The following is a 13,541-nucleotide window of genomic DNA, read 5'->3' as shown; positions in this document are numbered from 1 at the left end:
AGCCCACGCCCGCGCCGTCGCCGAGCCCATCGAAGGCCCCGCCGACCCCTGCCCCCGCGCCGAGTGGTGACCGGAAGACACCGCCGACACCGACGCCTTCACCCAGCCCGTAAGAGGCATCCGGCCCGGTCACTTGAAGCCCGCGTTCTTGATCGACTCCACGATCTGCCGCTGAAAGAAGAAGAAGATCAGCAGCGTGGGCAGCGCCGCCACGGTGGCCGCGGCCAGCACGTAGTTCCAGTCCCCCACGTACTGCTGCTGGAACGTCGCGATGCCGAGCTGGACCACGCGCAGGTCCGGGTCGGAGGTGATCGTCAGCGGCCAGACGAACGAGTTCCAGTTCGCCAGGAAGAAGAACACCGCGAGCGCCGACAGGATCGGTCTCGACAGCGGCAGGATGACGCTGCGGTAGATGCGCCAGTAGCTCGCGCCGTCGACGAGCGCCGCCTCCTCCAGCTCGGCGGGCAGGGACACGTAGAACTGGCGCAGCAGGAAGATCCCGAAGGCGTTGAAGATGGCGGGGACGATCAGTCCGGCGTAGCTGTCGACGAGCCCGAGGCTGCGCACCACGACGAAGGTGGGGATGAGGATGACGGGCAGGCTGACCAGGAGCGTCGAGAAGATGAGCAGGAAGATCGTGTCCCGGCCCTTGAACTTCAGGCGGGCGAGCGCGTACGCGGCCATCGAGTGGAACCACAGCGCGAGCACGGTGACGGTGGCGGACACGACGAGGCTGTTGAGCATGTAGCGCAGGAACGGCACCTGCGTGAAGACGTACCGGTAGTTGTCCAGGGTGGGGTCGGCCGGCCACAGCGATGCGCTGTTGACCTCGGCCGGCGTCTTGAGAGAGCCGGTGATCATCCAGACCAGGGGAAAGATCGTCAGCAGGCCCAGGACGATCCCGAGGATCATGAGCGCGACGCGGGGGCGGGTCCAGCGGCTGTCCTGGCCGCGGCGTCGGGTGTCAGTCATTGTCGAACCGTCCTCCTCGGGTCACGGCGAACATGAGCGCCGACCACGCGAGCAGCACGACGACCAGCACGGAGCCGATCGCCGCGGCGTAGCCGAGCTCGCCGAACAGGAAGGCCTGCTCGTAGACGTAGAAGATGAGCAGCGTCGTCGAGCCGGCGGGTCCGCCGCCCGTGAGGACGAACACGAGGTCGAGCCCTCCGGTGATGACGCTGACCGTCGCGGTGACGACGACGAAGAAGCTCGTCGGGCGCAGCAGCGGGAGGGTGATGGTGCGGAACCGCTGCCAGGCGTTCGCACCGTCGATCCGCGCGGCCTCGTAGTACTCGCCGGGAATGTCCTGCAGGCCGGCCAGGAAGATCACCATGTAGTAGCCCATCTGGAACCACACGGTGATGACGACGACGGTGCCGAGCGCGAGGCTGGGTTCGCCGAGGAACGCGAGGTCGTTCATGCCGAGGGCGCCCAGCAGGCGGCTGACCACGCCGGTGCGCTCCGAGAGCATGAACTCCCACACCATCGCCACGACGACGAGGCTGATGACGTAGGGCACGAACAGCGCGCTGCGGATGGCGCCGACGAACGGGATCCGCTGCTGCACGAGCAGGGCGAGGGCCAGGCCGACGACGAAGATCGCGGGGACGACGCCGATCAGGTACAGGAGCGTGATCCGTACGCTGCTCCAGAACTGCGGGTCGCCCGCCATGCGGGCGTAGTTGCCGAGGCCGATGAACTCGAACGAGCCGAGCCCGTCCATGCGGAAGAACCCGAGCACGACCGCCAGGATCATGGGCACGACGACGAAGACGAGCAGCCCGAGCGAGTCGGGCAGCAGGAACCAGAACGCCGCGCGGCGCTGCCGTCGCTCCTGCGCCGCCTTGCCGGGGGTGCTCGTTCGCGCGGACCCGACTCGGGCGCGGCCCGCCGTGCGCGAGACAGTGAAGGCACTCACAGGAGCGTCCCTCCCTCGTAGGTTCGCAGGTAGCTCTCGATGGCCGCCTGCGCCGTATCGGCCTGCCTGCGGGGGTCAGCCCCGCCGAGCATGGAGTTCTGGATGGCGTTGGAGACGGCCTTGTAGATGACCGGCGGATAGCGCGGCTCGCCCCGCCCGGTCGGCAGGATCTCGTCGCGGAACTGCTGCAGGACGGGGCTCTCGAAGGCGCCGGAGTTGCCGATCGCCTCCGTGACGGACCGGCGGGCGGGCACGTTGCCCTTCGCGACGCCGTTCCACTGGACGGCGGCATCTATCGACGCCTTCGACACCGACCCCATGACCTCGACGGTGAACCGGGCCGCGGACTCGGGGTCGCGGCCCCGGTTGTTCACCACCCAGGCCCACCCGCCGAGGACCGTGACCGACTCCCCGCCCGCGGGTGCCGGGAGCCGGAAGATCCCGTACGGGTGGTCGGGGGCGTTCTGCCGCATGGCCTCGACCTGCCAGACGCCGGTCTGCCACATCGCCGCGTACCCGTTGGTGAAGGCGCCGACGAGGTCGCCGCCGGCGGGCAGCGTGCGGGGCGACGCCCCGGACAGGACGGCGTCGCGGAACAGGCCGAGCGCCTGCACCCCGGCGTCGGACGCGATCGCCGGGCGCTGGGTGTCCGGGTCGACGACGTCGCCGCCGCCCTGCCACACCCACGGGTAGAAGGTGAAGTTCTGGTAGTAGCTGGGGGTCGTGTCGAGCACCAGCCCCGCACGCTGGCCGCCCGTCAGGCGCCGGCCGAGCTCCAGCATCTCGTCCCAGGTGGTGGGCAGGTCGCCCTCGGCAAGGCCTGCCTCCTCGAAGGCGGGGACGTCGTAGAAGATCGCGAGGGGCTCCTGCTCCATCGGCAGCCCGTAGATCTTGCCGTCGACGGTCCGGGTGGCCAGGGCGTCCGGGTAGAAGTCGTCGATCGCCTCCTGGGTCAGGTACGGTGTCAGGTCGGTCAGGACGCCCCCGTTGTAGTACCGCAGGAAGTCCCCGGGCGAGATGAGGAACACGTCCGGCCCGTCGCCCGAGGCGAAGGCGGTGGTCAGCCGTGTGTTCGTGGGGTCGGTGTAGGCGGGGATGTAGACCATGTCCACCGGCCGCTCCCCCGCGTCCGCCCAGCGCCGGGTCGCGTCGAGGAACCACTGGCTCTGGGCTATGAGATTTGGGTCCTGCTGGGGCGCCGGGGCGTACTGCTGCCAGAACTGCAGCGGCCCCGCGCCCCCGCCGGAGCTGGGCGCGCAGCCCGCCGTCGCCCAGGCGACACCGAGGCTGCCCGACGCCGCCGCGCCGAGCCGGAGCACGTCCCGGCGGCTGATCTGTCGACTGCTCATCGTGGGCCCCGCCGGACGGGTACGAGCGCCTCGCAGGCGTACATGTCATGTCTCCTTCGACAGGACTCGGGTGCACCGCGACGTCGGGTGAAATTCGCGGTGTAATCGATTACAGGAGGCTAGGGACGCACCCCGGAGGGTGTCAACCCCGCGCTCCCATAGGGTGTCCAGGTCACGGGGAGGGGTGGGATGACGAGGATCAAGGAGGTCGCGGCCCTGGCCGGGGTGTCGACCGCGACCGTGTCGCGGGTGCTCAACGGCAAGTCGGTGAGCCCCGGCATGGAGTCGGCGGTTCGCCGCGCCGTGGCGGAGCTGGGCTACACGCCCAACCGGACGGCGCGCTCCCTGCGCCGCCAGCACTCCGAGCTCATCGCGCTCGTGCTGCCCGACATCGAGAACCCGTTCTTCACGTCCCTCGCCCGCGGCGTCGAGGACGTGGCACGCGCGGCAGGACTCTCCGTGGTGCTGTGCAACACCGACGAGGACGTCGACACGCAGGAGCACTACCTGCGAATCGCGGACGACGAGAACATGGCGGGCGTCATCCTCGCCCCCGCAGGCCCTTCCGCTCTCCTGGCCCGGCTCGCCGAGCGACACCGCGCGGTCGTCGTCGTGGACCGCGCGGTCCCGGACGACGTCGACCAGGTCCTGTTCGACAACGTCGACCTCGGCCGCCGGGCGGCCCAGGCGCTCGTGGACCGGGGACACCGGCGCGTCGCGTGCATCACGGGACCCCGCGCGACCCCCACCGCCAAGGCTCGCGCCGACGGCTGGCGCGAGGCCCTCCACGAGAAGGGCCTGCCCGCGCCGGACGACCTCCTCGTCTACGCCAACTACCGCGTCGACGGCGGCGAGACGGCGATGGCCCAGCTGCTGGCCGCGCCCGAGCCGCCGGAGGCGGTACTGGCTACGAACAATCTCGTGGGGGTCGGCGCGCTGCGTGTGCTGGCGGCCGGCGACGGCCCGCACGCGCAGCTCGGGATCATCGGCGACCTGCCGTTCGTCACCTCACCGATCGACGACACTTTCCTCCTGCAGCTGCACCCGCGCGAGATGGGGCTCATGGCCGCACGGATGCTCGTCGACCGCATCCGCGGCGAGGCCGGCCCGGCGCAGCGCGTGATCCAGCCGTCCCGCCCGGTCATGCTGGGCGCCCCGGCGTCGTGACGAGGACTGCCGAGCCGGCTCAGCTCGGCACGTCCACCTCCTCGCGGGCCACCGCACGGCGGCGGCCCCTCCACCCCAGCACTGCCCAGGCGACGGCGCCGCCGACCAGCACGAGGAAGACGGGGTTCGTCACGAAGATCGAGAAGGCGCCGTCCGACTGCAGCAGCGCCCTCCGCAGGTTCGACTCCAGGAGCGGGCCGAGCACGAAGGCGAGGGCCAGGGGCGCGACCTCGAAGCCGAACTTCTTCATGACGTAGCCGAGCACCCCGAACGCCAGCGCCACCCAGACGTCGAAGATCGAGCTGTTGATGCTGTACACGCCGACGAGCGTGACGAGCAGCGTGAGCGGACCCAGCAGCCGCATCGGGGCGCTCAGCAGCCTCGTGAAGACGTGGATGAGCGGGATGTTCAGGGCCAGCAGCACGATGTTGCCGATGAACATCGACACGATGACGCCCCAGAACAGCTCCGGGTTCGTCTGGATGAGCTGCGGGCCGGGGGTGATGCCCTGGATCATGAGCGCGCCGAAGATGACGGCCATCGTGGTGTTCGCCGGGATCCCCAGGCTCAGCAGCGGGATGAACGACGAGTTCGCCGCCGCGTTGTTGGCCGTCTCCGGGCCGGCCACGCCCTCGATCGCGCCGCGGCCGAACTCGCCCGGCGTCCTCGACACCCGCTTCTCGACACCGTAGGAGGCCATCGACGCGATCGTCGCGCCGCCGCCCGGCAGCACTCCGAGCAGGAAGCCGATCACCGATCCCCGTGCGAAGGGAGCCGTCGACCTCCTCAGCTCCGTCCGGTTCGGCAGCACTCGCCCGTACTCCAGCGAGGCCGCCGGGTTGCGCCGGGACTCCTCGATCGTGTGCATGAGCTCGCCGATGCCGAACAGTCCCATCGCGACCGCCGCGAACTCGATACCGCCGCCCAGCTCCGGGATCCCGAACGTGAAGCGCGCCGTGCCCGTGATGGGGTCGGTGCCGATCGTGGCGAGCAGGAGTCCCAGCGCCGCGACCACCAGCCCGCGGAGCAGACCTCCGTTCGCGAGATAGGCGACCAGGACGATCCCTGTCAGCGCCAGGAGCGTGTACTCGGCGGGGCCGAACCCCAGCGCGAGCTCCGCGATGGGCGCGGCGAGGAACAGCAGCCCGACGATGGCGATGGTGCCGCCCACGAAGGAACCGATCGCGGAGATGCCCAGCGCGACCCCGCCCTGACCCTTCCGCGCCATCTGGTAGCCGTCGAACGTCGTGACGATGGTGGTCGCCTCGCCGGGGATCTTCAGCAGCACCGAGGTGATGGTCCCGCCGTACGCGGACCCGTAGTAGATGCCCGCGAGCATGATGATCGCCGACTCGGGCGGCATCGCGAACGTGATCGGGAGCAGGAGGGCTATCGTGCCGGCGGAACCCAGGCCCGGCAGGACGCCGATGAGGTTGCCGACCAGCACCCCCACGAACACGACGAGAAGGTTCTGCCAGGTGAGGGCCGTCGCGAGCCCGAGAAGGAAGTCGTCCATGGTTGTGCTGCCTAACGGTGAGTGGCCGGGCGGGCCGGGAGAGGTATCAGAGCGGCGTCGTGACGCCGAGGACGACGAAGAACAGGAGCCACGCGGCGCCGGTCCCCACGACGCACGTGATCGCGATCGTCAGCCATCGCGTCGCGCCCGCGGCGACCTGGCAGCCGGCGAGGAGCACCACCGAGGCGAGCAGGAAGCTCACGTGCTCGAAGAGCAGCACGAACGCCACGATCGATCCGACGACGATCAGCGCGTTCCACACCTCCCGCCCGAAGGCTCCCTCCTTGCCGTCCCGGTTGAGAACGAGGAACGCGACGGCGCTCAGGACGAGGGCGCCGCCCAGCACCGCCGGCCACATCCCGGGGCCGGGACTGTCCACGGATCCGGCGCCGAAGGCCACGCCCGAGAGGATCGCGCCCACACCCAGGAGCGCGAGCACCGCCGCGCCGACCGGCTTGAGGACGCGCTGCCTCGCGTCGCCCGCGCTACTCATCGATGAGCCCGAGCTCGGCGAACGTCGTCCCGTTCTCCTCGTACTCGGCCTCGAGCGTCGGGACGAGCTCGTCCGTCGGCACGCTCGACGGCTCCGAGTAGAGCGTCGCCAGGGTGTTCGTGACGTCCTCCGACTCCCCGGCCGCGCTGAAGATCCGCTCGAGCTCCGCGGCCGCCTCGTCCGGGATGTCCGCGTTCGCGTACAGCGCCTTGGCGACCGCGAGCTCGATGTCGACGTCCTGCTCGGCCGCCGTCGGCACGTCGGGCAGGCTCTCCAGCCGTTCGTCGCCGAAGACCGCTATCGCCCGGAGGTCGCCCGACTCCAGGTACTGCATCGCCTCGCCGGGGTGCACGGCGACGGCGTCCACCTGGTCGCCGAGGAGCGCGGTGATCGCCGGGGCGGAGCCGTCGAACGGGATGCCCTCGGCCTCGGCCCCGAGATCCGCGAACGTCTGCGCCACCGCGAGCTGCGTGTAGCTGCCGGTCCCCGAGCTGGCGTAGGTGAACCGGCGGTCGGCGTCGGCGCGCAGGTCCGCCATGCTCTGCCAGTCGCTCGCGGCGTTGACGAGCAGGATGATCGGCTCCTCGTTCACGGCGTAGATCCCGCGGAAGTCCGCCGGCTCGAACTGGACGTCCTGGAAGTACGGCATCGAGGCGAAGGGGCCGGTCGGCAGGTAGATCACCTCGCACGGGTCGGGACGCTCCGTCGCGATCTGCGTGGCGGCGACCGTGCCGTTGGCGCCCGTCTGGTTCACGACCTCGACGCGGGTCCCCTCGGTGCTGCTCACAGCATCCGCGAGTGCGCGCCCGACGACGTCCGAGCTCCCGCCCGCGGCGTAGGGAACCACCATGGTGATGGTGCCGCAGTCGCCGTCCGCGGAAGCGCCGCTCGTACTGCACCCCGTGGCCAGGCCCGCGAGGGCGGTGGTGGCCACGGCGAAACTCAGGGCCTGGTTCGTGTGCTTCTTCATCTCGTCACTCCTTCGTCACGGTCTCGATCGGGTCCTGTGGCCGCCGTCGGGCGATCAGCGGAATGCGGCGGTCCATGACGCCGTGCGGAGCTCGCTCTCGGCGCGCCACCGCGAGATCACCCGCGAGAGCCGGTCGCGGTTCTCGCGGTGCGCCGGGTCGTCCCAGAGATTGACCATCTCGTGCGGGTCGTCCTGCAGGTCGAACAGCTGACCGTCGTCGTGGTCCACGAACTCGACGAGCTTGTGCCGCTCGTCCCGGACCATCGTCATCAGGGCGGTCTGCTGCAGGATCATGTCGCGTGCGTGCTCGGAGAACGCGAACTCGCGGCCCTCGAAGTCCTGGCCACGGAGCGCGGGGACCAGCGAGCGGGCCTCCATCCAGGCCGGCGGTGTGAGCTCCGCGAGCTCGAGGATGGTGGGCCCGAGGTCGAAGAGCGACGTCAGGCCGTCGAACCTCCGGTCCGCGGTGACCCCGGGTCCCGCGACGATCGCGGGCACGCGCACGCTCGGCTCGTACATCGACCACTTCTGGATGTGGCCATGATCGTTGAGGCAGTCGCCGTGGTCGGACGTGAAGATGATGACGGTCTCGTCGAGTACACCGCGCCGCTCGAGTGCATCGACGATCGCCCCGACCTGCTCGTCGATCATCGTCACGTTCGCCATGTAGTACCGGCGCTGCCGGTCCACCTGGTCGGCGGTCGGGTGCTCGAGATGCACGATCCCGTCGTGGTCGACCTCCAGGTTGTCGCGGATGAGGTCCTTGACCGCGAACGGCTGGCTCGCGCGGTCCTCCGGCGAGTCGTGCGCCGCAGGCATCGCGACGCCGTCGTACCGCGCGATCGCCTCGACGGTGGGGTCGTAGGGCGGATGCGGGCCGGGGAAGCCGACCTGCAGGAAGAACGGCTCGCCACCGGGATACACGTCGAGCCAGTGCGCGGCCAGGCCCCCGACGAAGTTGTCGACGTGGAGGTCGTCCGGCGCCTCCCACTCGAACGCGCCGAGCCGCTCGTGATAGTCCTCGAGCGCCCGGTACTTCGTCGCCCGGTCCGGCTTGACCAGGCCCCGGCTGCGGAAGGCCTTGTCCCACTCGTCCAGGAAGAAGGGCAGCGCCGGGTTCGACCGGTCCTTGTTCTCGACGACGTGCCGCTCGTGGAAGCCGACGCTCGCCGTGTACGGGTAGGTGTGCATCTTGCCGACGTTGACGCAGCGGTAGCCGGAGTCCGCGAGCTGCTCGACCCACGAGTGGTTCCACGGGTCGTTGTTCTTCAGCACCCCCGTCGTGTGCGGGTACATCCCGGTGAACAGGCTCGCCCGTGACGGTGCGCACGACGGCGCCGTCACGTAGGTGCGGGTGAACGTCGTGCCACGCCGCACCAGGCGGTCGAGATGCGGGGTGATCGCGTGCTCGTGGCCGAGCGCGGCGATCGTGTCGAACCGCTGCTGGTCGGTGATGATGAAGACGATGTTCGGACGGTCGGCCGGCATCGATGTCCCCCTTTGGACGTCTCGGCAATCAGCGCACCGAAGAGCAGTGCACAGAAGAGCACTGCAAGGAACGCTCGTTTGTTGGGAGTGTAGGGACGTGCGACCTATCGCGCAATAGTGATGCTTTGTAGTGCTCAGATGTGCGATACTGACGGCGTGGTGGATGCGCGGAGACGAACCGAGTCGGTCAGCAGGGCGGTCATGCTGGAGGTGGCGAGGGCGTACTACCTCGAGGACCGCTCGAAGGTGCAGATCGCGGAGGAGACCGGACTGAGCCGCTGGCAGGTCGCCCGGGTGCTCAACGACGCCCGCGAACAGGGCCTCGTCACGATCCGCGTGGAGGACGAGGACGAGTCGCGGGGCGGGCTCGCCGCGCGCCTGCAGCAGGCCCTGGGGCTCCGCCAGGTGGTGATCGCCCCCGGGCGCGCGCTGCGGCCCGACGCCGGCGTCGGGGCCGTCGCGCAGGCACTCGCCACGTACCTGGGCGAAGCGGTCGGCCCTGGCGAGTCGCTGGCGATCGGCTGGTCCAGGGTCGTCGAGGCCATGCCGGCCCGGCTGCAACGCCTCGCCCCCTGCGACGTCGTCCAGCTCGCCGGTGCCCTGACGTTCACCGGCGACCGGGTGGGATCGGTCGAGGTGATCCGCCAGGTGGCCCGCGCGGCCGGGGGCACGGCGTATCCCGTCTATGCCCCGCTCGTCGCCCCGACCGGGGACATCGCGGCCTCGCTCCTGTCGTCGCCCGAGATCGCCGACGTGATGCAGCGCGCCATGCGAGCCGATCACGCCGTCGTCGGCATCGGGACGTGGACGAAGGAGGGATCATCCATCCTGCCGCTGCTCCCGGCCGACCTCGTGCAGCGGACCGCCGACGCCGGCGCGGCGGCGGTCATCTCCGGACGCGTCATGGACGACGAAGGGCGGCCGCTCGACGTCGGCGTCGACGAGCGGATCGTCGGTCCGACCCTCGGCCAGCTGCGCACCATCCCGAACGTCGTCGGCACGTGCTTCGGCGCCCACCGCGTGGACGCGGTGCGAGCCGCCGTCCGGGGTGGGCTCGTGGACGTCCTCATCGTCGACGAGTCGCTCGCGAGGGCGCTGCTCGACTCGTGACAGCGGTCCTCGGCACGCGCATCCACCCGGCCCGCCGCAGCACGCGCGATCGGTGTGACGGTCAGGACTCGATGAACTCCAGCAGGTCGGCGTTGATGACGTCGGCGTGCGTGGTGGGCATGCCGTGCGGGAAGCCCTGGTAGGTCTTCAGCGTGCCGTTCTGCAGCAGCTCGGCCGACAGCGGCGCCGAGTCGGCGTAGGGGACGATCTGGTCGTCGTCGCCGTGCATGACCAGCACCGGCACCGTGATCCTGCGCAGGTCCTCGGTGAAGTCGGTCGCGGAGAACGCCTTGATGCCGTCGTAGTGCGCCTTGGCGCCGCCTGTCATGCCCTGGCGCCACCAGTTGCGGACCAGGGGCTCGCGCATCTCGACGCCCGGCCGGTTGAAACCGTAGAACGGGCCCGAGGCCAGCGCCGTGTAGAACTCCGAGCGGTTCGCCGCGAGCTGCGCCCGCAGGTCGTCGAACACGCTCTGGGGCAGGCCGCCGGGGTTGGCCTCGGTCTGCAGCATCAGCGGGGGCACGGCGGAGATGATCGCGGCCTTCGCCACCCGGGACTCGCCATGCCGCGCGATGTAGTGCACGACCTCGCCACCGCCGGTGGAGTGCCCCACGTGCACGGCGTCGTGCAGGTCCAGGTGCGCGGTCACCGCGGCCAGGTCGTCCGCGTAGTGGTCCATGTCGTGGCCGTCGCCGACCTGCGTCGACCGGCCGTGGCCACGCCGGTCGTGGGCGATGACGCGGTAGCCCTGCTGGACGAAGAACAGCATCTGCGTGTCCCAGTCGTCCGCCGACAGCGGCCAGCCGTGGCTGAACACGATCGGCTGCCCGCTCCCCCAGTCCTTGTAGAAGATCTCGACACCGTCATCCGTGACTACCTTCGGCATGCTTCCGTCTCCGTCCGCTGTGGGGGGAGCCATCTCGACGAGGGAGGGCTCCGGCGGGCCGGCACCGGCCCGGCTTACTTCCCAGGATCCGACGTCGAGGCGACGACCGCAGGCCAGGATCGACAGTTCACCCGGCGGGTGGGGTACGAGCACCCGGGGATACCCGTGCCCCGACCGGGGTCGCCTACTGGTGCGACGGCGCGAGGCCCGCAAGCACGATGAGGGCAACAGCCGTCAAACAACCCAGAACCGCACCCGGAGCGCGACAGCTACGGCTCGTTCGCGTCGTTCGCCGACCCCGACGGCAACGAGTGGGTGCTCCAGCAGGTCGTCACGCGGCTCCCCGGCCGCTGACGGACCGTAGCGACGGAGACCACCATGGAGAACCCCAGGGCTCCGCACAGTCCCGCGACCGATGCCGAGGCCCGGCAGCGGGAGTAGTTCAGCCCCTTCCTCAATGACCGTGGGAACTTTCCGAGTCCGCCGAACCATGGCTGTGGTCGTGACCGTTCCCGTGGGTGTTGTGACCCGGGCGCGGTAGGTCGACCGCCGCGTTGCCGTCGAAGAACCCGTCCGGCATCAGGTGGAAACCGACCTTGGCCACCGGCATGACCGGCCACTCCTCAACTCTGGGCACGTGGTGGGAACCCACGACGTACCACACGACGAGGTCGGTCTCGCCGATGCCGCGGTCCGCCTGCGTCCATCGCGGCAGACCGTCGGGTCCGGGGTTCTGCCATGGGTAGTCGCCTGCGGCGTACCGCTCGTCGGGTCGGTACGGCGTCACCCACAGGTGCTTGGTCACGAACCGTGCACGACGACGCATCGGAGAGCTGTCGTCCATGAGGAGACTCATGTTGGCGCCGGGCTGGAGGCGATAGGACACCGGGGCGCCCATCTCGTTCAGCCGTCCGGGGTTCGCGATGCGCCAGAACCTCGCGCTGGCCGGGTTGACCGTGCGCTGCGCAGCCTCTTCGGTGAGCAGCGGGGTCTCCCGGGCCACCCAGCCGGTGCCGTAGGGGTTGTCCGGCCCGAGGGGCGCCGCCTCGGAGTTGACCTCGACGACGGTGTTCGACTCCCCGTCGATGTCGGTGTCGAGGCGGACGCAGAAGAAGTGCTGGTGGTTCGGCCCGTACAGACCCGGCGCCACGGGAGTCCCGTGCTTCGGCTTCTCGCCCGGTCGGTAGGCGCCGGTGGAGAGCACCCCCGTGAGTTTCACCTCGAACTCGATGCTGCCGTCCTGGTACAGGTACCAGAAGAAGCCGTACTCGTAGTTCGCCACGTTGACGATGGAGGAGATCGCGAGCCGGCGCATGCGCCGCACCTCGGTCGTCTCCCGCTGGTAGTCGAAGTGCTTCCAGGCGATGCCCACGTCTTCCTCATGCATGCAGATCGCGTTGGGCAGGACCAGCGGGTTCCCGTCCTGGTCGACGCCGAGGCCGTCGAAGTAGCGGATCTCCCCCAAGCAGTCGCAGCCGAGGGTCAAGGGCGTGACCAAGAAGCCGAGGCCCACCTCGCCCTCGTCGAAGGCCAGCTTGTGCGCGTGGGTCGGCGCCGGGTCGCCGTACGGCACCACCATCTCCGCGATCGAAGCCCGGTAGAGCACCCGGCGCAGCTCCCCGCGGTCGTCGTAGCGCACGTCGAACAGGACGAGCCCCTCCCGTGCGGTCCAGCCGATCCGGAGCGACCACTTCTGCCAGGTCACGTGGTGGCCCTCGACGGTCCAGCTCGGCCCCTCCGGCTGGCTGATGTGGAGAGGTTGCACGTCGTCCCGGAGGCGGTCGAAGCGCGGCCGGTTGCTCTCACCCGCCTCCGTCATCAGCTCGGGGATGTACTCGCCGTCGAGCTCGGGTAGGGGCACCACGCCGTGATCGATGACATCGATGACCTCCATCTCATCGAGGTCGACGACAGCGATCAGGCCCTCGACGGGCCGTGCGTAAGGATGTCCGTTCTCGACCGGCGGCCGCACCCAGGTGAGTGGACGGCACACCCGTCGTTCACCGGGGTCGGTTTCCGACAGCCAGGCGCCCGGCCACGGGTCGACATGGGCACGCGAGAAGTCGGTCACGCCGCGGCGACGCATGGCCTCCTGCCAACGCGGGTCGGCCATGACCACCTCAGGTACCGCGAAGACCTCCTCGAGGAGATAGGAGGGCCTCGCTCCGGGGACCGGCTTGCAGCGCACCACGTCCCTGGTGGCGAGGGAGACGACCGTCTCGTAGAGCTGGCGGCCGGGCCGGTCGTAGACGACCACGAACGCCTCGCGGTCCAGGGGTGCCGTGCCGTCCCACGCCAGCACCCTCTCCTTGGGTGGCTCCTGCAGTGACACCGAGACGAAGCGGGATCCGTCCGGGACGCGGCCGGAGCGGGCGAGGATCTCGGTGGCCGCCTTGAGCTCCTCTGCGGTCAGGGGAGCCAGCGGATGTCCGATCGCAGTCGGTCGCGACGTTGTCGACGTCATGGGATTTCCCTTCCCTCACGGTGCGGCCTGGTTCCGCCGGCGCCACCCAGCATGCAGCTGGACGGCCGAGCCGCATGGCATCGACGCTAGACGCCGTCGGGGACAGTCGCCATGCGTGCGTGCACGCAAGTTTCCTCTCCGGCAACACACCGGCGATGTCACGATCGACGCGTAGCG

11 protein-coding genes are annotated in these 13,541 nt (G+C 69.9%); 2 read left to right on the top strand and 9 right to left on the bottom strand.

The window, feature by feature from the left end; genetic code table 11:
- Positions 1 to 129: 129 nt before the first annotated feature.
- Genes EW117_RS18765 through EW117_RS18755 form a run of 3 tightly spaced genes read right to left on the bottom strand, consistent with a single transcriptional unit; the run spans position 130 to position 3,270 of the window.
- On the bottom strand, positions 130 to 972 hold the full coding sequence (locus EW117_RS18765; protein ID WP_129788222.1) for a carbohydrate ABC transporter permease: 843 nt from the start codon (positions 970 to 972) through the stop codon (positions 130 to 132).
- On the bottom strand, positions 965 to 1,921 hold the full coding sequence (locus EW117_RS18760) for a carbohydrate ABC transporter permease (protein WP_242504373.1): 957 nt from the start codon (positions 1,919 to 1,921) through the stop codon (positions 965 to 967). The genes EW117_RS18765 and EW117_RS18760 overlap by 8 nt, the downstream gene beginning before the upstream one ends.
- The gene (locus EW117_RS18755; RefSeq protein WP_129788221.1) at positions 1,918 to 3,270 is read right to left on the bottom strand and encodes an ABC transporter substrate-binding protein; all 1,353 of its coding nucleotides are present in this window, start codon (positions 3,268 to 3,270) and stop codon (positions 1,918 to 1,920) included. Before EW117_RS18755 ends, EW117_RS18760 begins: the two co-directional genes overlap by 4 nt.
- Before the next feature lie 189 nt (positions 3,271 to 3,459).
- Between EW117_RS18755 and EW117_RS18750 the strand changes: the two genes are divergently transcribed.
- Positions 3,460 to 4,437, top strand: coding sequence for a LacI family DNA-binding transcriptional regulator (locus EW117_RS18750; RefSeq protein WP_129788220.1), 978 nt, complete (start codon positions 3,460 to 3,462; stop codon positions 4,435 to 4,437).
- A 19-nt stretch (positions 4,438 to 4,456) separates the two neighbouring features.
- On the opposite strand, the gene EW117_RS18745 is transcribed toward EW117_RS18750, so the two are convergent.
- From EW117_RS18745 to EW117_RS18730, 4 genes are read right to left on the bottom strand one after another with little or no spacing between them, the layout of a single operon-like run.
- Positions 4,457 to 5,953, bottom strand: a complete 1,497-nt coding sequence (locus EW117_RS18745) for a tripartite tricarboxylate transporter permease (RefSeq protein ID WP_129788219.1) — start codon at positions 5,951 to 5,953, stop codon at positions 4,457 to 4,459.
- Positions 5,954 to 5,999: 46 nt separating this feature from the next.
- Positions 6,000 to 6,446, bottom strand: coding sequence for a tripartite tricarboxylate transporter TctB family protein (locus EW117_RS18740; protein WP_129788218.1), 447 nt, complete (start codon positions 6,444 to 6,446; stop codon positions 6,000 to 6,002).
- Entirely contained in the window at positions 6,439 to 7,416 is a 978-nt protein-coding gene (locus EW117_RS18735) for a Bug family tripartite tricarboxylate transporter substrate binding protein (protein ID WP_129788217.1), read from the bottom strand. The genes EW117_RS18740 and EW117_RS18735 overlap by 8 nt, the downstream gene beginning before the upstream one ends.
- 54 nt (positions 7,417 to 7,470) lie before the next feature.
- The gene (locus tag EW117_RS18730; protein ID WP_129788216.1) at positions 7,471 to 8,904 is read right to left on the bottom strand and encodes a sulfatase family protein; all 1,434 of its coding nucleotides are present in this window, start codon (positions 8,902 to 8,904) and stop codon (positions 7,471 to 7,473) included.
- Between the two features lie 138 nt (positions 8,905 to 9,042).
- On the opposite strand from EW117_RS18730, the gene EW117_RS18725 reads away from it, so the two are divergent.
- Positions 9,043 to 10,014, top strand: coding sequence for a sugar-binding transcriptional regulator (locus EW117_RS18725; protein WP_165362770.1), 972 nt, complete (start codon positions 9,043 to 9,045; stop codon positions 10,012 to 10,014).
- Between the two features lie 61 nt (positions 10,015 to 10,075).
- On the opposite strand, the gene EW117_RS18720 is transcribed toward EW117_RS18725, so the two are convergent.
- Together EW117_RS18720 and EW117_RS18710 are read right to left on the bottom strand one after the other, a co-directional pair.
- Positions 10,076 to 10,900, bottom strand: coding sequence for an alpha/beta fold hydrolase (locus tag EW117_RS18720; RefSeq protein ID WP_129788214.1), 825 nt, complete (start codon positions 10,898 to 10,900; stop codon positions 10,076 to 10,078).
- Positions 10,901 to 11,354: 454 nt separating this feature from the next.
- Entirely contained in the window at positions 11,355 to 13,364 is a 2,010-nt protein-coding gene (locus tag EW117_RS18710) for a primary-amine oxidase (protein WP_129788213.1), read from the bottom strand.
- Between the last annotated feature and the right edge of the window lie 177 nt (positions 13,365 to 13,541).

This window comes from Promicromonospora panici, from assembly GCF_900608595.1.
Classification (GTDB): Bacteria; Actinomycetota; Actinomycetes; order Actinomycetales; family Cellulomonadaceae; genus Promicromonospora; species Promicromonospora panici.
Note: the sequence above shows the minus strand (reverse complement) of the source record. Positions and strands in the feature narration are given on the sequence as shown.